A 21,028-nucleotide genomic window follows, 5' to 3' on the forward strand; every position below is an offset into this window, starting at 1 on the left:
GACAACTGCTTGACCTCGGATATTTTCCCAAGTCATTTTCGGTTGCAGCCCACCTTGGAGGGGTTAGGTATGCAAGTGAAACAAGTACTTCGGGAAACCGGAGTCGTCCTTGCTGCGGGTCTGTTGTATGGATCCGCAGCTTTCGCGCAGTCCAGCGTCATCATCGGCACTGTCATCAACACTGAAGACAAGAAGCCGGCTGCAGATGTCGTTGTGACCGCCACCTCGCCCAACCTGCAGGGCGAGCAGACCGTGGTTACTGACGCACAGGGTAACTACCGTATTCCCCAGCTCCCGCCGGGCACGTATACGTTGCGGTTCGAAAAGGAGTCGTTCAAGCCTTTCGCCCGCCCTGAAATCCAGCTGCTGCTCAACCGTACCATCCGCGTGAACGTGGAGCTGCTCCCTGAGAGCTTCTCGTCGACGGAGACCATCGTTGGCGCCCCGCCGACGATCGACGTCGGTTCTACGAACCAGGGCGTCAACGTTGATCAGGAGTTCATCAAGCGCATCGCGGTGGCCCGTCCGGTCGGCAAGGGCGGCGCGACGCGCTCGTTCGAGTCCCTGGCCGAGCTCGCCCCGGGCGCCCAGTCCGACCAGTACGGCGTGTCCATCAACGGCACGACCTCGCCTGAGAACGGCTACGTGGTGGACGGTCTGTCCACGAACGACCCGGCCTTCGGCGTGAACGCCAGCCCGCTGAGCATCGAGTTCGTGCAGGACGTGAACATCATCACCGGCGGTTACATGCCGGAGTTCGGTCGCTCCACGGGCGGTGTGATCAACGCGGTGACCCGGTCCGGTTCCAACGAGTTCCACGGCTCCGTGTTCGCCAACTGGACGCCGGGCTTCGCGGAAGGCAACCGCAAGCTGGTCATCGAGGACGGCACCACGATCACCGGCCTGAACGCCCTGAGCAACCTGGGCGACTTCGGCGCCACCCTCGGCGGTCCCATCCTCAAGGACAAGCTCTGGTTCTTCGCCGGCTTCGCGCCGTCGTTCCAGCGCTACGAGCACACCCGTGCGCTCAACGCCTTCACGCTGGATGACAACGGCGCGGTGGCGAAGGATGCGAACGGCTTCAGCGTCGTCCAGCAGATCCCGGGTTCCGAGCGGACGTACTTCGCCGACTCCCGCACGATCCAGTTCATGGGCAAGCTGACGTACCTCATCAACCAGGACCACAACGTGTCGTTCGCCCTGAACGGCACCCCGACCGTGTCGGGTGGTCTGGGCAAGCTGCAGATCAGCCCCCGCTCGGGTGGTCTGCCGGCGGCGCAGAACTCGCGCCCTGAGGACATCGGCCAGACTGAGAACCGCGCCAACACCACGGCGCTCGCTCTCAAGTACGCCGGCGCCTTCATGGACAAGAAGGTCCTGGTCGACGCCAACCTCGGTTGGTTCCACCAGACCGCTGGTACGCCTCCGGCGGACGGCAGCGCCATCGGCTCGACGGACGGCCTGGCGGGCTACTCGCTGGCCATGTACACGCGTCGTCGCCCGATCACCACGTTCGAGAACGTCCCCAACGCCGCGGAGTACTGCGGCACGACGGCGGCCGAGCAGGCCGTGCGTTGCCCGGCGACGAACTACTACGTGGGCGGCCCCGGCTTCATGTCCGAGGCGACGCTGGATCGCTACCAGATCAACGCCAAGGCCACGTACCTGCTGAACGCCCTGGGCACGCACGTGTTCAAGGCGGGCGTGGACACGGAGTTCCTGACCTTCGATCAGAAGAAGGCCTACTCCGGTAGCGTGTTCCTCCAGGAGGCTGGTGCCGCGAGCGATGTGCAGCTCAACGGCGTGACCCGCCGCATCTGGTCGGACAACCGTCGCTACGGCTACCAGACGGCCCCGGACACCCCGGTGTTCGAGACCCTGCAGCAGTCGTCCACGAGCGGCACCACCATCGGTGGCTTCCTCCAGGACAGCTGGTCCATCGCCAACCGCGTCACGCTGAACCTCGGCGTGCGCTACGACGTGCAGAACATGTACGGCGGCGACGGCAACCTGGCGCTGAAGCTGGCCAACCAGTGGTCGCCCCGCATCGGCGCCGTGGTGGATCCGTTCGCCAACGGCCGCGCGAAGCTGTTCGTGAACTTCGCTCGCTACTACGAGCAGGTTCCGCTCAACATGATGGACCGCGCCTTCCCGGGTGAGCGTCGCTTCAGCGCGCGTCGCTACCTGACGGAGCCGGGGTCGGATGTTCCGGGCTGCGACCCGTCCACGCTGGAAGGCCAGCGCGGCAACTGCTCGGATCGCCAGTACATCGTGCCCCGCGCCGAGGCCACGCTGAACTCCAACCAGTACTTCAGCGGCGGTCTGGTGCAGAGCGAGCCGGTCGATCCGGACATCGAGCCCCAGTCGTCCGACGAAGTCGTGGTCGGCGGTGAGTACGAGCTCCTGGCGAACACCCGCCTGGGCGCGACGTACACGCACCGCGACATGGGCAAGGTCATCGAGGACATGAGCCGCGATGACGGCAACACGTACTTCCTCGGTAACCCTGGCAGCGGCTTCGCCAAGGAGTTCCCGACGCCCGTGCGTGACTACGACGCGGTCACCGTCTACCTGAACCGCACGTTCACGGAAGGCTGGCTGGCGCAGGCGAGCTACACGTGGTCCCGCCTGTACGGCAACTACCCCGGTCTGTTCCGCCCGGAGAACAACCAGCTCGACCCGAACATCCTCGCGGACTTCGACCTGGTGGCCCTCCTGAACAACCGCTCGGGTCTGCTGCCCTTCGACCGCACGCACGCCATCAAGGTGTTCGGCGCCAAGGAGTTCAACATCTCCAACGCGCTGTCGGCGAGCATCGGTCTGTCCTACCGCGGCAACTCCGGTACGCCCATCAGCTACCTCGGCGCGTACCCGGGCTACGGCCAGGATGAGACGTTCATCCTGCCGCGCGGCAGCGGCGGTCGCACCCCGTGGATCAACAGCGTCGACTCCAACGTCGGCGTGAACTACCGCGTGAGCAAGGACAGCGTGGTGTCCTTCACCCTGGACGTGTTCAACCTCTTCAACTTCCAGGGCGTGGACAGCGTTGACGAGTCCTACACCTTCGAGCAGGTGCTCCCGGTGTACGACGCGAAGACCAACACCCCGGGGTCCGTGGCGGACCTGCCCACTGCTGACAGCGCGGGCAACGTGCCGGCGGCGGCGGGTGGCAAGCTGGCCTACGAAGACGTGAACCAGAACTACAAGAACCCGGACCGTTACCAGGCGCCGCGGCAGATCCGCTTCGGTGTTCGGTACACGTTCTAACCACCCGACCACGTGAGGAAGATCAGCATCATGCGCAAGAGCATTCTTTCATCGCTGGTGATGGTGGCGGCCGCGGGCAGCCTGACCGCCTGCGACGTCGAGCAGCCGAATCCCGGCTGCATCGTCCAGGACGCGAGCTTCGCGAACTGGTGGGCGAAGTATGACGTCGTGAGCGGCCCGACCCGTGCGGATGGCACTGCCTGCACCGCGGCCGAGGCGCTCGAAGTGGGTGACAACCTGGGCGTGTGGAAGTTCGCGGACCCGAAGACGGGGAGCAACATCCTCGTGGTTCGGCCGCAGTACATGGCCCGGCTGGGATCGTCGGACGCGAACAACACGTTCGACAGCCTCCAGGTCACCGGTGGCCTGAGCGCGGACACGACGGACGACTTCTGCCTCGCGCCGGAGTTCAACACCGCCACCGTGAACCCCACGCAGGCCGGTGTGACGTCGAACATCTCCTACACGTTGAAGAACGTGAAGGTGTACTCGTCGCCCAGCTCTCCCGGCACCCAGATGTCGGGTGAAGTGACGTTCGTGCGGAATGGCTGCACCTCCACGTACGTCATGCGTGCGGTGTGGCCGGCGACCCCGTGCGATCCTCGCGCGGACCAGTCGGATCCGGACGAGGGCTTCGCCAACTGCGGCTCGGGCTCGGGTATCAACCCGGACTTCGCGCTGCAGTGCGAGGCGGTTCCGGCTCGCTTCTGGCTCGAGTACTTCGGCAGCCCGGATGACGACCCGGACTACATCGAGGGCCGTTGCGTCCCGTCGGAGAGCATCCCGTCGTTCAAGTAGTCGGCACTGACCGACCCTGAAGGCCAACGCGGCCCCGGCAGCCCCTCCCCCACGCGGGAGTGGCGGTCCGGGGCCGCGCTGTTGTTAGGTGTCTGGAATCCACTGTCGGGAGGACCATGGAGGGCCGTTACGAACTCATCGAGCACGTCTGCTCACTGCTGGCGGACGAAGCAGGGACGCTCCGCAAGGAGGCGCCCTACCGGGTCGCGCTCTGCTACCCGAGCCCCTACCACGTGGGCATGAGCTCGCTGGGCTACCAGGCCATCTACCGGGAGGTGCATGAGCACGCGGGCGCGACCGCCGAGCGTGTCTTCCTTCCCGATGATGTCGAGACATACAAGAGAACACGGACGCCATTGTTTACCTGGGAATCCCAGGCACCCGTGTCTAGCTTTGAAATGCTTGCCTTTTCAGTTGCCTATGAATTGGAGCTTTCAGGGTTGTTCACGATGTTGGATTTGTCTGGTTTGCCGGTTCTTTCATCGGAACGGGATGCCAGACATCCGCTGGTGGTGGCGGGCGGCCCGCTGACGTTCTCCAACCCGGATCCGCTGGAGCCCTTCGTGGACGTGCTCGTCCAGGGGGAGGCGGAGGACTTGATCCACGTGCTGCTGGAGGCCGCCGCCTCCATGGAGCGCGAGGCGCTGTTGGATCACCTGGCGAAGGTCCCCGGCTTCCGGGTGCCCGGGCGGGGTGGGACGCGCTACCACGTGGCGAAGGCGACGGACGCCCGGCTGCCAGCGCGCACGCAGATCATCACGCCCCACACGGAGCTCCGGTCGATGTTCCTCATCGAGCCGGAGCGGGGCTGCTCCCGTGGCTGCCACTACTGCGTCATGCGCCGCACCACGAATGGCGGCATGCGCACGGTGCCTCCGGAGCGCATCCTGTCCCTCATCCCTGAGCACGCCAAGCGCGTGGGGCTGGTGGGCGCGGCGGTGACGGACCACCCGCGCATCGTGGAGCTGCTGCGCACCATCGTGGACTCCGGGCGTGAGGTGGGCGTGTCCTCCCTGAGAGCGGACCGGCTCACGCAGGAGCTGGTGGATCAGCTCCGGCGGGGTGGGGCGATGAGCCTCACGGTGGCCGCGGACGGGGCGTCCCAGAAGATGCGGGACCTGGTGGACCGCAAGCACTCCGAGGAACAGATTGTCCGAGCCGCGCAGTTCGCGCGCACGGCGGGCATGAAGCAGCTCAAGGTCTACAACGTGGTGGGCCTGCCCCATGAAGAGGACGCGGACATCGACGAGCTGATCCGCTTCACCACGGAGCTGTCGCGCATCCTTCCGGTGGCGCTGGGGGTCGCGCCCTTCGTGGCGAAGCGCAACACGCCGCTGGACGGGGCGCCCTTCGCGGGGCTTCGCGAGGTGGAGAACAAGCTGGAGCGGCTGCGCAAGGGCCTGCGAGGGCGGGCGGAGGTGCGGCCCACGTCCGCGCGCTGGGCCTGGGTGGAGTACATGCTGGCCCAGTGCGGTCCGGAGGCGGGGCTCGCGGCCATGGACGCCTGGCGCGCGGGGGGCAGCTTCGCCGCATGGAAGAGGGCCTTCAAGGAGCGCGGGTGCGAGCCGTACATGGCCCGCCGGGTGGAGGACGGGCGGCGCCAGCCCACGGTGTGGCCCATCGTGCCGGGCCGCCCGCCGCCCCAGCCGTCCGCCGCCTGACGGGGCCCGCAAAGGCCGTATTCGCCGGGCTCCGCTTTCGCTAGAAGATGGGCAGCGGGGCCGATGGCCGGCACTCGCATGGCCTCGGAGAGCATCTGGTGAGCACGCAGCGGGTGGAAAAGTCGTGGCAGAAGACGGGCCTCAAGGACTACTCGACGGAGGCCCTGCTGAGCACGCTGGGGCACTACGGCATCCCGGTGGGTGAAGAGGACTACCGCAAGCTGGCGGAGTCCGCCTATCCGCTCGGCATCGCCCAGCAGTGGGCGGCGAAGTGGAAGGGCACCGGCCCCTTCAAGGACTACGTCGTGGCCGCGGCCGTGGAGCTGTGGCGCCGGTGGATGCCGGACCGCGTGTCCCCGCAGGACTTCACGCAGGGGCTGGCGACGCTGATGCAGGTGCTCGTGCACAAGCTCAACGGCGCGAAGGAGGCCCCGGTGGCCTCCTCCTTCGAGCACGTGAAGGCCCTGCGCTCGAAGCTGACGGTGGATGACAAGGGCGCGCTGCCCCAGCCGTTCCTCCAGGAGGCGCTGGCGCCCTTCTCGGAGAAGGACGCGGAGCTGTTCGACAGCCTGGCGGAGTCGCTGGCCGCGCAGGGCCACCTGGACGACGCCTCGGCGTTCGCCGAGGTGGAGGAGTTCCTGCTGCCCGACCGGCGCGGCATCTCCCAGGCGGTGGTGCGCGCCGCGAAGGGCGAGCGCGAGCCCGCCATCCAGGACCTCAAGAACCTCATCCACGACATGGCTCGCGCACCCATCTCGCGCCTCCTGGCGGTGGACGGCCTCATCCACCTGCAGGCGTGGATTGACGCGTCCGTCGAGGGCCGCGGCCTGCTGGCGGAGGCGGAGAAGGCCAACGACATCCACCTGGCGCTGGACCTGGTGCCCCGCCTGGAGCACGTCTTCAAGCAGCAGAACGACCGGTCCGCGCTCCTGGAGCTGATGGGCACGCAGGAGCGGCTGGAGGCCCTGCACGACAAGATGCACCCGGGCCACCGGGCGCACCGTCACCAGCACGCGCAGCCGCAGCGCCGCCGCTAATCGGCCGGGCTTCAGGTCCCCGTGCGCCGGGGGCTCCGGGCTTCCGGGGCCTCGGGCGCCGCGGGTTCACTGGCCGCGGCGGGCGTCGCGCCTTCCGCGTCCGGCGTGCCGGGCTTCAAGCCGGGCTTCTCTGGCGCCGCGCGCTTGATCTTCACGGTGGTGACGCCGGGCACGCCCTCCGCCACGTCCCGCACGGGCACGACCGCGCCCACGGTGGTGTAGCGGATGGCGCCCGTCTGGGTGAAGGCGTGCTTGAGGGCGTACTCGCGGGCGCGGGGGAGGAACCACTCGCGCACCCGGGGCAGGGGCAGGGCGTGCAGCTCCCCCTGCGTGAGGAACACGTACAGCATCAGGTCCGCGCCGCTGTAGAGGAAGCAGCCCGGTGTGTCCTTCTCCAGGTTGGAGATGAGCTCGAAGAAGTAGCGGCGGCGGGTGGCCTGACGGTCGCCCTTCACTTCAATGCCGCGCACCTCTCCGGAGGGCAGCTCCCAGAGCAGGTCCACGCCCCGGTGCTGGAAGCGCGGGTCCAACTGCACGTCGTGCACTCGCGACCCGGGCTCCGTCTCCAGGAGCCACGCGCGGGCGTGCTGCACGGCCCGGTCGGCCGCGCCCTGCACGCCCCTCATGCTGAAACTGCGGCCTCCCATCGCGGCTAGCGGCGCAGCTCGACACCGGAGGCCACGAGCTGAATCTCGCGGGGCTTGCCGTCGGTGCCGCGGGGGACGATGGCGCCCTCGGCCTCGTAGTGCTTCGCGTGGGCGTCGCTCAGCTCCGCGACCTTCACCACGCCCTCCACGCGCGCCTGCGAACCCGCGGAGTCCAGCGGAACGAAGAAGCCGTAGTCCTTGAACGTCACGCGCACGCCGGGGCTCTTGGCGTCCTGGGCCAGCTCCATCCAGCAGCCCTTCTTCTCACACGCCTTGCGCACCTGGCCCTCCACGCGCACGACCTTGCCGTCGTGGGCCTGGGGCTTCGCGAGCAACTCCGCCAGCTTCACCGTCTTCTCGCCCTTGAGGGGCTCGCCACGGGTGAGCGTCCATCCGGTGTCGGCGGCCTTGGCGGCCTCGGGCGTCTTCGCGTCGGCGGGGTGGTGGCAGTCGCTCGCCGCGGCTTCGGCCTTGGACGCTTCCGCGGCCTTGGCGGCGGGCTTGGGCGTCTTGTCCGCCGCGAGGGCCACGAGGGGCGCGGCGACCAGCATCACGAGGGCGGTGCGGAGCATGTGCATGCCCGTTCGCTTAGCCCAGGTTTCCGGGGCCCGGCAAGGCACCCCTTCCATCCTCGCGACTTGTCCCGCACACTCGGCGCGAGGTGCGCATGAAGGTCACCATCCCCGCCCCCAACCGCCGGTTGGGCACATTCGAATGGCTCGGGCTCGTCGGGCTCGGGGGGCTGCTCGTGGGGCGCTATGTCCCCGTGGCCCGCATCATCCCGTTCTGGGGCTGTGTGCTGCGCGAGCACACGGGCTGGCCCTGCCTGGGCTGTGGGCTCACCCGCGTGGCGGACCGCGTCGCGCACTTCAACATCCCGGGAGCGTGGGAGGCGAACCCCCTGGGCACCGTGTGCGCGCTGCTGTTCGCGCTGGCCGCGGTGGCGACGGTGCTGCACTTCCTCTTCGCGCTGCCCATCCCGGAGGTGGAGCTGGAGGAGCGCGAGTGGCGGTGGGTGCGCATCGCGTTCCCGCTGGTGTTGCTGGTCAATTACGCCTACGTCGTGGTGCACACCCGTTTCCCGCACCTGCTGTCCTGAAGGGCGGGACCCTGTCCTCTTCCGTGCTCTCCGCCTTCCTCCTGCTGGGCTACCTCTGCGGCTCCATCCCCTTCGGCGTGCTGCTGACGCGGTGGTTTCGTGGGGTGGACGTGCGCGCCAGCGGCAGCGGCAACATCGGCGCCACCAACGTCACGCGCGTCGCCGGCAAGAAGCTGGGCGCGGTGGTGCTGCTGCTGGACGCGCTCAAGGCCGTGCTGCCCGTGGCGCTGGCCGTGCACTATCTGCCTGGGGATGCGAAAGCGCACGCGCTGGTGGGGCTGGCCGCGGTGCTGGGGCACGTGTACCCGGTGTGGCTCAAGCTCCAGGGCGGCAAGGGCGTGGCCAGCGCGCTGGGCGTGCTGGTGGTGCTGGTGCCCAAGGCGGCGCTCGCGGGGGCCATCATCTACGGGCTGGTGGTGTCCCGGTGGCGCGTGAGCTCCGTGGGCTCGTTGTCCGCGGCGGTGGTCGCCATCGCCACCGCGTTCCTCACCGCGCCTTCCCGCGAGTACGTGCTGCTCACCGCGGGGCTATTCCTCCTGATGCTCTGGACGCACCGGAGCAACCTCCTGCGACTCGCCCGCCGCACTGAACACCGGCTTTGAGCCGGGAGGCAGCGACGGGGCGCGGTAGCCCAGCAGCGTGCAGGGGATGGGGCCGTTCCACACGTCGCGGCGGGCCATGGGGCGCGCGTGGAAGGCGCTCTCGAAGGCGGGGTTGCCGGACAGCACCCAGACACGCCAGCCCGGCAGCGCGCGCAAGCTATCGCCCAGCTTGAAGTAGAAGGTCTTCATGCCCTTCTGTCCGCCGGAGCCAAGCCGGTCGCCATAGGGCGGGTTGGTGAGGACGAGCCCGCCGCCTTCGGGCAGGGGCGGGAGCTTCGTCGCGTCGCCCTCCGCGAGCTGGATTTCCTCGCCCAGCCGCGCGGCCTTCACGTTGCGGTCCGCGGCCTCCAGGGCCTCGTCGCTCTTGTCGAAGCCGAGGATGGGGACCTCCACCTTGCGCTCGTTGCGCCGCGCGTCCGCGCGCAGGTCCGCGAGCAGCTCCTTCGCGCGCACGCCCAGGTGCGGCCAGCGCTCCACCGCGAAGCCCCGGTTGATGCCCGGGGCCCGCTTGCGCGCGATGAGGCCGCCCTCGATGACGATGGTGCCCGAGCCGCACATGGGGTCCACCAGCGCCTCCGTGCCGGTGTAGCCCGCCGCGCGCAGGAGGGCCGCGGCCAGGTTCTCCTTCAGGGGCGCGGGGGTGGGGCGCACGCGGTAGCCGCGCCGGTGCAGCGGGTCACCGCACAGGTCCAGGGAGAGGGACAGCTTCTCCTTCACCAGGTGCGCCACCACGGACACGTCCGGGTTGCGCGTGTCCACGTCCGGCCGCGAGCCCAGCTTGTCGCGCAGGCGGTCCACGATGGCGTCCTTCACCTTCAGCGCCACGAAGCCGGAGTGCGCGTGCTCGGTGTCCTTCAGGTTCGCGTCCACCGCGAACGTCACGTTCGTGGTGAGGTGCTCCTCCCACGGGACGCTGGCCACCGCGTCATAGAGCCCCTGGGCACCCTTCGCTTCGAACTCGCCCAATGGATAGAGCACGCGCATGCCGATGCGGGACCAGAGGCAGACGTTGAGGGCCTCGTCGAGCGAGGCCATGAAGCGCACGCCGCCGCGGTCCTGGCGGATGCGCTTCGCGCCGAGCTCCTTCAGCTCCTCGGCGAGCAGGTCCTCGGTGCCGCGCGCGGCGGTGACGAATAGGGCAAGACGTTCAGCCATGGTGCACCGCCCTTAGACGACCCGGGGGCGATTGGGAACTGCTCAGGTGGCCACGACCTCGTACATCGTGAAGGTGGCGTCCTCCTGGGACGCGCTGGCCCCCTTGGCCCGCTGGAAGTCCTCGGACTGGAAGTAGGCCCGCATGGCGTCCCGGTCCTTCCACCGCGTGACGAGCAGGATTTCAGGCGAGCGCTCGAACGAACGCAGCACCTCCAGGCCCAGGAAGCCCGCGTGGCCGTCCACTCGCCGCGAGCGCTCCTGGAGCCGGTGGACCCAGCCGTCGGCCTCTTCGGGGGACGCGCGGAAGCGGGAGATGGCGACGATCATTCGGCCGTCCGGGGGGAAAGTAGAGCGGGGGCGCCCGGAAGCTTTCCGTGGCGCCCCCGAGGGGAAAACCGCCGGGGAACGGGCGTCCGTTCCCCGGGCCTTGAAGGGGTGGCGTGGGGCTACATCGCCCCGGCGCCGGGCATGTCGCCCAGGCCGCGCAGCAGCACCTCGCGGGGCTTGGCGCCGTCCGCGGGGCCCACCACGCCGTCGCGCTCCATGCGCTCAATCATGCGCGCCGCGCGGTTGTAGCCGATGCGCATCTTGCGCTGGAGCATGGAGATGGAGACGGAGCGCATCTCGCTGACCGCCGCGAGCGCCTGGTCGTAGAGTTCGTCGGACAGCTCGTCCTCCTCGCCACCGCCGCCCTCGCTCTCGTCATCGCGCGGCTTGAGGATGGACTCGTCGAAGACGGGCTTGCCCTGGGCCTTGAGGTGGTCCACCGCCTTCTTGATCTCCTGCTCGGAGACGTAGGCGCCGTGCACGCGCTGCAGGTGGGCGCTCGTGGGCGGCATGATGAGCATGTCGCCCATGCCCAGCAGGGCCTCCGCGCCCACCGTGCCCAGAATCGTCATCGAGTCCGGCTTGGAGCGCAGCATGAAGCTGATGCGCGTGGGGAAGTTGGCCTTGATGATGCCCGTGACGACGTCCGTGGACGGGCGCTGGGTCGCGACCATCAGGTGGATGCCGGCCGCGCGCGCCATCTGCGCGAGGCGCGCCACGTAGGTCTCCACCTCGCGGCTGGCGACCATCATCAGGTCCGCGAGCTCGTCGATGATGACCACGATGTAGGGCAGCTTCTTGAGTTCCTTCTTCTCCGGGGAAGCGGCCTCCGCTGGAGTGGACTCCTCGCCGTCCTCCTCGAACTCCGCGTCCTCCTCGCCGTCGGCCTCCAGGGTGGGAGCGGGCTCGGAGACGATGGCCTCACGCAGGTCCTCGTCGTCCTCGCGCGGCATGGCCACGCCCAACCCGTCGCTGGCGGAAGCGGGGGCGGGCACGGTGCTCCCCTCCACGTCCACGACGAACATCTTCTTGGGCTTGGTCTTCTTCTTCGGGGCGGGGGCGGGGGCGGGCTTCTCCTCCGACGCCTGCGTCTCCACCAGCTTGTTGTAGCCGGCGATGTTGCGCACGCCCGCCTCGGACAGCAGCTGGTAGCGGCGCTCCATCTCCTCCACCGCCCAGCGCAGCGCGAGCGCGGCCTTCTTGGGGTCGGTGACGACGGGGAGCAGCAGGTGCGGGATGCCCTCGTAGACGGAGAGCTCCAGCATCTTCGGGTCCACCATGATGAAGCGGACCTCCTCGGGCGTGGCCTTGAGGAGGATGCTCATGATCATGGAGTTCACCGCCACGGACTTGCCGGAGCCGGTGGTACCCGCGATGAGCAGGTGGGGGGCCTTCACCAGGTCGAAGACGTACGGCATGCCTTCGATGTCCTTGCCCACGCACATGGTGAGCTTGCTGCTGCTCTTCTGGAACGTGTCCTGCTCCGCGATCTCCTTGAGGAACACCGTCTCGCGGTCGCGGTTGGGGACTTCAATGCCGACCACGCCCTTGCCGGGGATGGGGGCGACGATGCGCACGCGCATGGCCTCCATGGCCATGGCCAGGTCGTCCTGGAGCGCGGCGATCTTGCTGACCTTGATGCCGGGCCCGGGCAGGAACTCGTACATGGTGACGACGGGGCCGGGGCGGATCTCCACCACTTCGCCCACGATGCCGAAGTCCGCCAGCTTCGCGCGCAGCTTCTCCGCCGTGACAAGGAACGCGTCCTTGTCCAGCGCGGAGCGCTCCTTCTTGTCCGCCTCCAGCACGTCCAGCGGCGGCAGCGAGAAGCTCTTGCGGTCACCCACGAACTCGAACTGGTCCTGCGGCCGCTTCACGGCGGTGGGCTTGGGCGGCGCCTTGGGCTCCACGATGAGCGGCATACGCGCCAGCGCGGAGGGCGGCGCGGGGATGAGGGCGTTGCCCGGCGCGGCGGCGGCCGGCTTCTCCGCGACCACGGGCTTCGCGGCGGGCTCGGCGGCCGGAGGCGTGAGCGACGCGGCGGGCACCGGCGGCGTGGACGGTGCGGAGGGCGGGGTGACGATCTGCGGCGTCTTGCGCGCGCGGCGGGGCGGCTCGCCCGCGTCCGCGTTGGCGGGCAGCTGCGGCTGGGGCGCGAGGAAGGACGCGGCCCAGGCGGGGTCGGCGCCCGGGGAGCGGCGCTCGGCGCGCTCGGGCGGCAGCGAGGGCTGTTCGTCGGAGGCGTCGTCCTCCTCGTCCTCGGACGGCTCCTCGCGGGCGAGCTTCTTCTCCAGCTTCTCGCGCTCCTTCTGCTCCTTGAACGCCTTCTTCGCGTTGGCGATCTGCTCCTTCTCGTTCTGCCGGGCCAGGCGCACGGCTTCTTCCGCCAGGGACTCCGCCTCGGCGGCCTCGGCCTCGGCGGCGATGCGCTCGGCCTCGGACAGCTCCTCCTCCTCGGCCTCCAGCTCCGCGAGGAACGCGGCTTCCTCTTCCTTCTCCTGCGCGAGCCGCTCCTGGCGGGCCGCGTAGTTGACCTTCTGCTGCTCCCAGAAGACGTGCGCGTTCTCGGAGATGCGGCGGCCCAGGACGGTGAGGCCGGCCCAGACCAGCGAGCACAGCTTGAAGAACGTGTACTGGGTGCCCACGATGAGCGCCGCCGCGCTGATGGCGGTGACGAGGATGATGGTGCCGACGGTGGAGAACATCCCCTCCATCAGGCCGCCCAGGCTCGCGCCCAGCGCGCCGCCGGGCGGGTGGGCCCAGCCCTTGTCCTTGGCGAACATGAGCTGCGCGAGCACGGACACGCTGCAGGTGAGCAGCGCCAGGGAGATGATCTGCGGCATGCGGCGCCGCTCGCGGTTGCCCACGAAGAGCACCACGGCGGTGTAGATGCCACCCGCGGGGATGAGGTAGGCGCACACGCCCAGCGCGCCGCGCAGGGTCTCCGCGATGAGGTGGCCCATGGGGCCCACCGCGTTGTGGAAGCCGGGCCCCACCCGGTCATGCGCGTCGAACGTGGCGACCGCCAGCAAGGCCAGCAACGAGGCGGCCAGGATGAAGACGCCGATGAGCGCCCGCTTGGCGGGGCTCGCAGCGCCCGGGGCCTTCATCTTCTTGTTGTTGAGCGCCTTGCGGCGCGTCGCGATCTCCTGCCGGGAGAGCACCGCCTTCTCCGCCCGGCCACCCTTCTTTGCCGCTGTCATGGACCCCTGTTCCCTCTGCCCGATTCCAGCCGCGTAGCGAGCTGTAGCAATCCGCCCGGCGAGAATAGGGAGGGAGGGGGCGGGGTCAATTTTCCGGCAGGCGTCCAAGGGGGCCCCGAGGAGGCGGAACAAGGCCTACATTTCGGGCGCGTCCCCGCGGCGAGAGGGTATGGTGCCTGCCGCCAAGGAGAACCCGAGACCATGTCCGACCTGAGCCCCGACAAGCCCTCCCACAACGAAGACGACTACTTCGCGCGCGAGGAGATTGAAGCCAAGCGCAAGCTGGCCCTCCAGCAGTCCCACGAGATGGCCGCCCAGCAGCGCGAGTCGCTCAAGCAGCTGCACTACATGAAGTGCCCCAAGTGCGGCATGGACCTGCAGACGCTGAAGCAGGGGGACGTGGAGCTGGAGAGCTGCTTCAACTGCCACGGCGTCTGGCTGGACGCGGGCGAGCTGGAGCAGGTCATCAAGCAGCACGGCCACGAGGGCAGCGGCAAGGTGATGAACGCCGTCCTCAACCTGTTCAAGCGCACGCCGCCGTCCCCGTAGCACCGCAGGTCAGAAGGAGGAGGCTTCCCCATGGCCCTCACGCTCGAGCAGGTCCGGCACGTGGCCACCCTGTCGCGGCTGTCGCTGACGCCGCAAGAGGAGGAGCGCTACGCCACCCAGCTGTCCGCGGTCCTGGACGCGGTGGCGGAGCTGGAAGCGCTCGACATAAGCCAGGTGGAGCCCACCTCCCACGCGACGCTCGCGTCCTCGCTGTTGCGCGAGGACGTGCTGCGTCCGTCACTGCCCCCGGAAGCAGGGCTCGCCAACGCGCCGGCGAAGGTGGGCACCGCCTTCGCGGTCCCGAAGATCCTGGAGTAGCCCGCCATGTCGTCGCTCACCGACCTGTCGATGCTGGAGCTGGCGGCGAAGCTGGCTTCGCGAGAGGTGTCCTCCGTGGAGGCCACCCAGGCGAGCCTCCAGCGCATCGCCCAGGTGGACCCGAAGGTGCGCGCCTTCCTGCGCGTGGACGAGCCCGGGGCGCTGAAGTCCGCCGAGGCCAGTGACGCGCGCCGCAAGGCGGGCAGCCCGCTGAGCGCGCTGGACGGCGTGCCCGTGGGCCTCAAGGACATCTTCCTCACGGAGGGCGTGGAGACCACCTGCGCCTCGCGCGTCCTGGAGGGCTTCGTCCCGCCCTACGACGCCACCGTGGTGCGCCTGCTGAAAGAGGCGGGCCTGCCGCTCGTGGGCAAGCTGAACATGGACGAGTTCGCCATGGGCTCGTCCAACGAGTCGAGCGCGTACTTCCCCACCCACAACCCATGGGACCTGACGCGCACGCCGGGCGGTTCGTCCGGTGGCTCTGCGGCGGCGGTGGCGGCGCGGGAGGTGTTCGGCGCGCTGGGCACCGACACGGGCGGCTCCATCCGCCAGCCCGCGGCGCTCACCAACACCGTGGGGCTCAAGCCCACGTATGGACGGGTGTCTCGCTACGGCGTCATCGCCTTCGCCTCGTCGTTGGATCAGCCGGGCCCCATGGCTCGCACGGTGGGGGACACCGCGGCGCTCTTCCAGCTCATCGCGCGGCATGATCCGCTGGACTCCACCTCCGCGGACGTGGAGACGCCGGACTGCCTCACGGGGCTGGAGGACGGGGTGCGGGGCCTCAAGCTGGGCGTGCCTCGCGAGTACTTCGCGGAGGGCATGGACCCGGAGGTGGCGGGCACGCTGCGCGCGTCGCTGGAGGAGCTGGAGAAGCTGGGCGCGACGCTGGTGGACGTGTCCCTGCCTCACACGAAGTACGCGCTGGCGACGTACTACCTGCTGGCCTCTTCGGAAGCGTCCAGCAACCTGGCCCGCTACGACGGCATCCGCTACGGGCAGCGGGCGAAGGACGCGCGCGGGCTCAAGGAGCTGTACACGCAGACGCGTGGGCAGGGCTTCGGCGCGGAGGTGAAGCGCCGCATCATGCTGGGCACCTACGCGCTGTCCGCCGGCTACTACGACGCGTACTACCTGCGCGCGCAGAAGGTCCGCACGCTCATCCGCGAGGACTTCACGAAGGTGTTCCAGCAGGTGGACGCCATCGTGTCGCCCACGTCGCCGGTGCCGGCGTTCAAGCTGGGCGCGAAGGTGGACGACCCGCTGTCCATGTACCTGATGGACGTCTACACGCTGCCGTGCAACCTGGCGGGCCTGCCCGGCCTGTCCGTGCCGTGCGGCTTCACGCAGGCGGGGCTGCCCATCGGCATGCAGCTGTTGGGGCGCCCCTTCGACGAGGCCCGCCTGCTCCGCATCGCCCGCGCGTTCGAGCGCGAGCACGACTTCTTCCGCCGCGCCGCCCCCGTCTAGCGGGCGCGACACAAGGGTGACACCGCCATGCCCCTGAGCGACTTCCAGACGGTCATCGGCCTCGAGGTCCACGCGCAGCTGCTCACGCAGTCGAAAATCTTCTGCGGCTGCTCCACCGCGTTCGGCGCCGAGCCCAACCACCACACCTGCCCGGTGTGCCTGGGCATGCCCGGCGTGCTGCCGGTGCTCAACCAGCGCGTGGTGGAGTACGCGGTGCGCACGGGCCTGGCGCTCGGGTGCACGGTGAAGGCCACGAGCGTGTGGAGCCGGAAGAACTACTTCTATCCGGACCTGCCCAAGGGCTATCAAATCACCCAGTATGATCAGCCCATCTGCGAGTGGGGCGAGCTGGTCATCGACACGCCCTCGGGTGAGAAGACGGTGCGCGTGCGGCGCATCCACCTGGAGGAGGACGCGGGCAAGAGCGTGCACGACGCGGCCGCGTCCGCGGGGCAGAGCCTGGTGGACCTGAACCGCGCGGGCGTGCCGCTGATGGAGATCGTCAGCGAGCCGGACCTGCGCGATGCCGACGAGGCGGTGGAGTACCTCAAGGTGCTGCGCGACGTGCTGGTGTACCTGGGCGTCAACGACGGCAACCTGGAGGAGGGCAGCTTCCGCTGCGACGCCAACGTGTCGGTGATGCCCAAGGGCTCCACCACGTACGGGCAGCGGTGTGAGTTGAAGAACCTCAACTCGTTCCGCTTCCTCAAGCAGGCCATCGAGTACGAGGCCGCGCGGCAGGTGGACGTCCTCGAGTCCGGCGGCAAGGTGGACCAGGAGACGCGCCTCTGGGACGTGAACAAGGGCGTCACCCGGTCCATGCGCTCCAAGGAGGACGCGCACGACTACCGCTACTTCCCGGAGCCGGACCTGCCGCCGCTCCTCGTATCGGACGCGCTGCGGGACTCGCAGCGGCAGTCGCTGCCGGAGCTGCCGCGCGCCAAGCGCACGCGCTTCATGAGCGAGTACGGCCTGCCGGCCTACGACGCGCGCATCCTCACCGCCGAGCGCCCGCTGGCGGACTTCTTCGAGGCCTGCGCGAAGCACGTCTCCGACGCGAAGAAGCTCTCCAACTGGTTCCTGGGTGAGCTGAGCCGCCTGCTCAAGGAGGAGGGCACGCCCATCTCCGCGCTGCGCTTCACCCCGGCGCAGCTGGGCGAGCTGCTGGCCACGGTGGAGAAGGGCACGGTGTCCGCGAACGCGGGGAAGGACGTGCTCGGGGAGATGTTCCGCACGGGCCGCCAGCCCGCGGACATCATCGCGGAGAAGGGGCTCGCGCAGGTCAGCGATGTGGGCGCCGTGGAGGCGGTGGTGGACGACATCCTCGCGAAGAACGTGGGCGAGGTGGAGAAGTACAAGGCCGGCAAGAAGAGCGTGTACGGCTTCTTCGTGGGCCAGGTGATGAAGGCCATGAAGGGCAAGGGCAACCCCGGCCTCGTCAACGAACTGCTCAAGAAGAAGCTGGGCGAGTAGGGCGCTCGTGGCCCGGCTCCTGACGGTGAACGGTGTCTCGTACCGCTGGAGCCTTCGGGGGCGGCGGGACGCACCGGAGGGAACGGGCTGGCGGCTGCTCACGGTCGCATGGCCGAGGCCACCCGGCAGGCGTTGCACGTCCGTGTCCGCCACGATGATCCGTGGCTCCACGTCGACGACGGCGACATGACCGGACTCGTGACTCGCGACGTGGGCCCCGACCTGGTGGCGCGGGTCATCGTGATGGCGCGGGACCTGGGATGGAAGCCGGAGGAGCGCGGCCCCACGCTCAAGTTCGTCCTGGAGGACGACGCTCGGCTCGTGCCGCTGGCTAGCGAGACACCGTGACGTGGAGCACGTCCTCGCCGCGTGGATCCGCGGACCGGGCGAGCACGTGCACGTCGTCCGGCCCCCGGCGCTCCAGGATGAGCGAGGGCGCCTCGAAGGTGTTGTCGAAGAAGCCGCCGGTGAGCTGCGGGTTCACCGCGTAGCGCACGCGCTTCAGGGTGCGCAGCTGCGTGAAGAGGCCCTCGTTGAACCACTGCTCGCTGCGCAGCTGCGTCTCACCGGGCGCGTTGAAGGCCCAGGGCGCGTCCCAGCTCCAGGCGTTGGCGGAGGGCTGCGCGAGCACCTCCACGCCCAGCGCGTCCAGGTACTGCGCACACGGAACGAAATAGGGTTCGCCGGACGTGTGAGGTTCGCGGAAGCCGTCGTAGCAGACGAGCGTCCCCAGCTTCCCGAACGGCGTGTCCAGCACGGGCAGGTCCTCCGGGCGGCCCGGGCTCAGGTGCAGCACGTCCTCCTGCGTGGGCACCAAGTTCACCTTGCGCGTGACGGCCACGCAGTGGCCATCCGGTGAGAACGTGTAGCTGGTGTTGAAGGTGCGCGCTCCCGCGGGCTCGTACTCAGGGGTGTCCGGGCCCAGGCGGTTCGTGGGCAGCAGCGCGCTTCCGGCCACCACCCACAGGCCGAAGTCGCGCGCGATGCCGGAGAAGGTCTCGTACATCGCGCGGTGCACGCGGGGCGCCACCGTGGCGTAGAGACACTCCTCCATCGTCGGTGGATGGAAGGCGCTCCACGTGCGGAACATGCCGAGCCACTCCGCGAGAGCCACGCGCGTCAGGGCGCCGTTCGTCGTCTTGCGGCGGCGCACGCGTGACAGGTGCCCCATCAGTCCCAGCGCCGCGCCCACCATCTCCGGCCAGACAGCGAGCGCGGGGTTCAACGGCCGGCCCGAGGCGTCCCGAGGACGCAGCGCGTCCGCCCGTGCAGCGAGCGCCCGATGGTGCGAGGCGAACGTCTCCTGCGATGCATAGTCGTCGAGCGTGACGCGCGGCTGGATGGCGAACAGATCAAGGGAGGTGGTCACGGTGCCGCGAGGATGGCACCCACCCCCATGCCGCGCGAGCCTCGCGGCGGTGGACCGTCAGGTTCCGGGAGTGCCGCCGTCGAGGCCGTGCCCGGAGGCCGTGATGCGCATGAAGAGGACACTCCACGTCGAAGTGCACCCGTTCGTCGACGCGGCGGAGGCGCTCGCGGGACGGAACGTGAAGGCCCTGGGCGTGGCACCCGACAACACCGTTTGGTGGCTCGCGGAGGGCGACGAGGTCCTCCACTTCGCGGACGGTTGGGACACCTGGGAGCGCTTCACGCTGCCTCGCGGTGCCCCGGACTTCCACTACGTCCAGCCGCTTCCCGATGGCGAGGTGCTGCTCGTGAACGGGCGTTGCCGTTACCGCTCGGAGACGGGATACGAACGCAACGCCCACGTCTACTCGCAGGAAGGCACGTTGCTGCGGGAGCTGACCCTGGGGGATGGCATCGAGGATGTGCAGACGACGTCCGACGGACAGGTCTGGGTCAGCTACTTCGACGAAGGTGTCATCGGCAGCCTGACCCGGGGCGGCGATGGGTCACGGTCGCCCGTCGGCGCCGAGGGCCTGGAGCGCTTCGATGCGCTGGGGCAGCGGCAGGAGAGTGGTGTGCAGATGGCGCTCGGCCTGGGGCAGAGCATCCTGGAGTGCTACGCGCTCAACGTCGCTTCGGAGCGGGAGACCTGGTTCTACAGCTACACGGACTTCCCGCTCGTGCGCATGAGGCCGGGAGAACCCTCCACGGTCTGGTCCTCCCCGGTGCATGGCGCACGCGCCATCGCCGTCAGTGACACGCACGTGCTGTTCGGCGGGTGTTACGACGACAAGGCGCTGCTCCAGCTCTACCGGCTGTACTACCGGGGCGAGCAGCGCCTGGCCCCGCTGACCCGTGTCGTCCTCACGGACGAGACGGGCCGTGCGTGGCAGCCCTCGTGGCTCAAGGGCCGGGGGCCCTGGCTCCATGGCGCGGAAGGGACTCGCCACTTCCGCGTGTCCATGGAGGAACTGCTCGCCCTCGCTGCGGCTACTTGAGGAAGCCCAGCTCGCGCAGGCGCTGCTTGAGGAACGCGTCCGCGGTGATGGGCGGGTGGCGCGCGGGGTTGTCCGGCGTCTCCGTCTGCGGCAGCGGCTTCAGGATGCAGTCGGAGAACGGGTGCACGAAGAAGGGCATCGAGTAGCGCACGGTGTCCTGCTCCGTGCTGGGCGGGTTCACCACCCGGTGCGTCGTGGACGGGATGACGCCATTCATCACCCGGCTGAGCATGTCGCCCGAGTCCACGACAATCTGCCCGCGCAGCGTGTCCACCGGAATCCACTCGCCGTCGCGCGTGAGCAGCTCCAGGCCGCCGGCGGTGCCCTCGCACAGGAGCGTGATGAAGTTGATGTCCTCGTGCTCCGCGGCGCGCACCGCGCCCGGGATGAAGCGGTCCTTCAGCGGCGGGTAGTGGATGAGCCGCAGCACGGAGTTGCCGTCCACCGTCATGTCGCTGAACGTGTTGCGCGCGATGCCCAGGTAGTCCGCCAACGCCTGGAGCATCACCGTCGCCGCGTCGTCCAGCTCCCGGTAGAGCGTCAGCGTGTGCTCACGGAAGCTGGGCACCTCTTCCGGCCAGACGTTGGCGCCGTAGTCGTCGCGGTACGGGTGGCCCACGGGCAGCTCGCGGCCCACGTGCCAGAACTCCTTCAGGTCCCCCACCTTGCGGTTCTTCGCGTGCTCCTGGCCGAACGCCATGAAGCCCCGCTGCCCCGGACGCTCCGGCACCGCGTAGCGCGTCTTGGTGGACTCCGGCAGCTGGAAGAAGCGCTCCACGTCCGTGTACGTGCGGCGGATGAGCGCGTCCTCGACGCCGTGGCCCTCCACGGTCACGAAGCCGAACTCCTTGAGCGCGTCGCCAAACACCTGGACGAAGCGGGCCCGCTCCTCGGGAGTGCCGGAGCGGTAGTGGGACAGGTTCACGGTGGGGATGCGTCGGGCCGAGCGGGACATGCGCGCATCCTATCCGCGTGACACCTTCCTGACACGTCGCAGTCCGCCGCCCAACCGTCACC

Annotated in this window: 19 protein-coding genes; 12 read left to right on the plus strand and 7 right to left on the minus strand. The window is 69.1% G+C overall.

Annotation, left to right across the window (positions count from 1 at the left end; genetic code table 11):
- The first annotated feature begins 69 nt into the window (after positions 1-69).
- From GTZ93_RS06215 to GTZ93_RS06230, 4 genes are all read left to right on the plus strand, one after another.
- A complete protein-coding gene (locus GTZ93_RS06215; RefSeq protein ID WP_139921673.1) occupies positions 70-3,267 on the plus strand; it encodes a TonB-dependent receptor in 3,198 nt (1,065 codons plus the stop codon).
- Positions 3,268-3,297: 30 nt separating this feature from the next.
- Positions 3,298-4,065, plus strand: coding sequence for a hypothetical protein (locus GTZ93_RS06220; protein WP_139921675.1), 768 nt, complete (start codon positions 3,298-3,300; stop codon positions 4,063-4,065).
- Positions 4,066-4,181: 116 nt separating this feature from the next.
- Positions 4,182-5,726 (plus strand): radical SAM protein, encoded by a 1,545-nt coding sequence (locus GTZ93_RS06225; protein WP_139921677.1) that lies wholly within the window; start codon positions 4,182-4,184, stop codon positions 5,724-5,726.
- A 98-nt stretch (positions 5,727-5,824) separates the two neighbouring features.
- On the plus strand, positions 5,825-6,763 hold the full coding sequence (locus GTZ93_RS06230; RefSeq protein ID WP_169821928.1) for a hypothetical protein: 939 nt from the start codon (positions 5,825-5,827) through the stop codon (positions 6,761-6,763).
- An 11-nt stretch (positions 6,764-6,774) separates the two neighbouring features.
- Here GTZ93_RS06230 and GTZ93_RS06235 read toward each other — a convergent pair whose 3' ends face one another.
- Together GTZ93_RS06235 and GTZ93_RS06240 are read right to left on the minus strand one after the other, a co-directional pair.
- On the minus strand, positions 6,775-7,389 hold the full coding sequence (locus GTZ93_RS06235) for a hypothetical protein (RefSeq protein ID WP_257979421.1): 615 nt from the start codon (positions 7,387-7,389) through the stop codon (positions 6,775-6,777).
- Between the two features lie 26 nt (positions 7,390-7,415).
- On the minus strand, positions 7,416-7,988 hold the full coding sequence (locus tag GTZ93_RS06240) for a DUF4920 domain-containing protein (RefSeq protein ID WP_169849395.1): 573 nt from the start codon (positions 7,986-7,988) through the stop codon (positions 7,416-7,418).
- 89 nt (positions 7,989-8,077) lie between these two features.
- On the opposite strand from GTZ93_RS06240, the gene GTZ93_RS06245 reads away from it, so the two are divergent.
- Together GTZ93_RS06245 and plsY are read left to right on the plus strand one after the other, a co-directional pair.
- Positions 8,078-8,509 (plus strand): DUF2752 domain-containing protein, encoded by a 432-nt coding sequence (locus GTZ93_RS06245; protein WP_120566606.1) that lies wholly within the window; start codon positions 8,078-8,080, stop codon positions 8,507-8,509.
- 23 nt (positions 8,510-8,532) lie between these two features.
- Positions 8,533-9,111 (plus strand): glycerol-3-phosphate 1-O-acyltransferase PlsY, encoded by a 579-nt coding sequence (gene plsY, locus GTZ93_RS06250; RefSeq protein ID WP_139921681.1) that lies wholly within the window; start codon positions 8,533-8,535, stop codon positions 9,109-9,111.
- On the opposite strand, the gene GTZ93_RS06255 is transcribed toward plsY, so the two are convergent.
- The 3 genes from GTZ93_RS06255 to GTZ93_RS06265 form a co-directional block, all read right to left on the minus strand.
- The gene (locus GTZ93_RS06255) at positions 9,037-10,266 is read right to left on the minus strand and encodes a THUMP domain-containing class I SAM-dependent RNA methyltransferase (RefSeq protein ID WP_139921683.1); all 1,230 of its coding nucleotides are present in this window, start codon (positions 10,264-10,266) and stop codon (positions 9,037-9,039) included. The genes plsY and GTZ93_RS06255 overlap by 75 nt on opposite strands.
- 42 nt (positions 10,267-10,308) lie before the next feature.
- Positions 10,309-10,593 carry an antibiotic biosynthesis monooxygenase family protein gene (locus GTZ93_RS06260; RefSeq protein ID WP_139921685.1) on the minus strand — a complete coding sequence of 95 codons (285 nt, stop codon included), beginning with the start codon at positions 10,591-10,593 and terminating at the stop codon, positions 10,309-10,311.
- A 119-nt stretch (positions 10,594-10,712) separates the two neighbouring features.
- Positions 10,713-13,796 carry an FtsK/SpoIIIE family DNA translocase gene (locus GTZ93_RS06265; RefSeq protein WP_186820044.1) on the minus strand — a complete coding sequence of 1,028 codons (3,084 nt, stop codon included), beginning with the start codon at positions 13,794-13,796 and terminating at the stop codon, positions 10,713-10,715.
- Between the two features lie 201 nt (positions 13,797-13,997).
- On the opposite strand from GTZ93_RS06265, the gene GTZ93_RS06270 reads away from it, so the two are divergent.
- The 5 genes from GTZ93_RS06270 to GTZ93_RS06290 all read left to right on the plus strand — a co-directional run bounded on the left by GTZ93_RS06270 (position 13,998) and on the right by GTZ93_RS06290 (position 17,954).
- Positions 13,998-14,345, plus strand: coding sequence for a TFIIB-type zinc ribbon-containing protein (locus tag GTZ93_RS06270; RefSeq protein WP_139921370.1), 348 nt, complete (start codon positions 13,998-14,000; stop codon positions 14,343-14,345).
- Between the two features lie 30 nt (positions 14,346-14,375).
- Complete coding sequence (gene gatC, locus GTZ93_RS06275; RefSeq protein WP_139921368.1) at positions 14,376-14,663, plus strand: Asp-tRNA(Asn)/Glu-tRNA(Gln) amidotransferase subunit GatC; 288 nt, start codon at positions 14,376-14,378, stop codon at positions 14,661-14,663.
- A gap of 6 nt (positions 14,664-14,669) precedes the next feature.
- On the plus strand, positions 14,670-16,133 hold the full coding sequence (gene gatA / locus GTZ93_RS06280) for an Asp-tRNA(Asn)/Glu-tRNA(Gln) amidotransferase subunit GatA (protein WP_120580518.1): 1,464 nt from the start codon (positions 14,670-14,672) through the stop codon (positions 16,131-16,133).
- Between the two features lie 27 nt (positions 16,134-16,160).
- Entirely contained in the window at positions 16,161-17,606 is a 1,446-nt protein-coding gene (gene gatB, locus GTZ93_RS06285; protein WP_139921366.1) for an Asp-tRNA(Asn)/Glu-tRNA(Gln) amidotransferase subunit GatB, read from the plus strand.
- Positions 17,607-17,714: 108 nt separating this feature from the next.
- Positions 17,715-17,954 carry a hypothetical protein gene (locus tag GTZ93_RS06290; protein WP_139921364.1) on the plus strand — a complete coding sequence of 80 codons (240 nt, stop codon included), beginning with the start codon at positions 17,715-17,717 and terminating at the stop codon, positions 17,952-17,954.
- Here GTZ93_RS06290 and GTZ93_RS06295 read toward each other — a convergent pair.
- The gene (locus tag GTZ93_RS06295; protein ID WP_139921363.1) at positions 17,938-18,975 is read right to left on the minus strand and encodes a carbon-nitrogen hydrolase family protein; all 1,038 of its coding nucleotides are present in this window, start codon (positions 18,973-18,975) and stop codon (positions 17,938-17,940) included. The genes GTZ93_RS06290 and GTZ93_RS06295 overlap by 17 nt on opposite strands.
- A gap of 109 nt (positions 18,976-19,084) precedes the next feature.
- Between GTZ93_RS06295 and GTZ93_RS06300 the strand changes: the two genes are divergently transcribed.
- Positions 19,085-20,011: a hypothetical protein gene (locus tag GTZ93_RS06300; RefSeq protein WP_139921361.1), complete on the plus strand. Its 927-nt coding sequence runs from the start codon at positions 19,085-19,087 to the stop codon at positions 20,009-20,011.
- On the opposite strand, the gene GTZ93_RS06305 is transcribed toward GTZ93_RS06300, so the two are convergent.
- Positions 20,004-20,966, minus strand: coding sequence for an isopenicillin N synthase family dioxygenase (locus GTZ93_RS06305; protein WP_126935230.1), 963 nt, complete (start codon positions 20,964-20,966; stop codon positions 20,004-20,006). The genes GTZ93_RS06300 and GTZ93_RS06305 overlap by 8 nt on opposite strands.
- Positions 20,967-21,028 lie beyond the last annotated feature (62 nt).

This window comes from Corallococcus exiguus, from assembly GCF_009909105.1.
In the GTDB taxonomy this organism is placed as follows: domain Bacteria; phylum Myxococcota; class Myxococcia; order Myxococcales; family Myxococcaceae; genus Corallococcus; species Corallococcus exiguus.

What these genes read in the sequence shown, in the direction of transcription:
- gatC (WP_139921368.1), top strand. Translation starts at nt 14,376, where the DNA reads ATGGCCCTCACGCTCGAGCAGGTCCGGCACGTGGCCACCCTGTCGCGG.
- GTZ93_RS06290 (WP_139921364.1), top strand. Translation starts at nt 17,715, where the DNA reads ATGGCCGAGGCCACCCGGCAGGCGTTGCACGTCCGTGTCCGCCACGAT.
- GTZ93_RS06265 (WP_186820044.1), bottom strand. Translation starts at nt 13,796, where the DNA reads ATGACAGCGGCAAAGAAGGGTGGCCGGGCGGAGAAGGCGGTGCTCTCC.
- GTZ93_RS06215 (WP_139921673.1), top strand. Translation starts at nt 70, where the DNA reads ATGCAAGTGAAACAAGTACTTCGGGAAACCGGAGTCGTCCTTGCTGCG.
- GTZ93_RS06255 (WP_139921683.1), bottom strand. Translation starts at nt 10,266, where the DNA reads ATGGCTGAACGTCTTGCCCTATTCGTCACCGCCGCGCGCGGCACCGAG.
- GTZ93_RS06235 (WP_257979421.1), bottom strand. Translation starts at nt 7,389, where the DNA reads ATGAGGGGCGTGCAGGGCGCGGCCGACCGGGCCGTGCAGCACGCCCGC.
- GTZ93_RS06260 (WP_139921685.1), bottom strand. Translation starts at nt 10,593, where the DNA reads ATGATCGTCGCCATCTCCCGCTTCCGCGCGTCCCCCGAAGAGGCCGAC.
- gatB (WP_139921366.1), top strand. Translation starts at nt 16,161, where the DNA reads ATGCCCCTGAGCGACTTCCAGACGGTCATCGGCCTCGAGGTCCACGCG.
- gatA (WP_120580518.1), top strand. Translation starts at nt 14,670, where the DNA reads ATGTCGTCGCTCACCGACCTGTCGATGCTGGAGCTGGCGGCGAAGCTG.
- GTZ93_RS06240 (WP_169849395.1), bottom strand. Translation starts at nt 7,988, where the DNA reads ATGCACATGCTCCGCACCGCCCTCGTGATGCTGGTCGCCGCGCCCCTC.
- GTZ93_RS06300 (WP_139921361.1), top strand. Translation starts at nt 19,085, where the DNA reads ATGAAGAGGACACTCCACGTCGAAGTGCACCCGTTCGTCGACGCGGCG.
- GTZ93_RS06305 (WP_126935230.1), bottom strand. Translation starts at nt 20,966, where the DNA reads ATGTCCCGCTCGGCCCGACGCATCCCCACCGTGAACCTGTCCCACTAC.
- GTZ93_RS06220 (WP_139921675.1), top strand. Translation starts at nt 3,298, where the DNA reads ATGCGCAAGAGCATTCTTTCATCGCTGGTGATGGTGGCGGCCGCGGGC.
- GTZ93_RS06270 (WP_139921370.1), top strand. Translation starts at nt 13,998, where the DNA reads ATGTCCGACCTGAGCCCCGACAAGCCCTCCCACAACGAAGACGACTAC.
- GTZ93_RS06225 (WP_139921677.1), top strand. Translation starts at nt 4,182, where the DNA reads ATGGAGGGCCGTTACGAACTCATCGAGCACGTCTGCTCACTGCTGGCG.
- GTZ93_RS06245 (WP_120566606.1), top strand. Translation starts at nt 8,078, where the DNA reads ATGAAGGTCACCATCCCCGCCCCCAACCGCCGGTTGGGCACATTCGAA.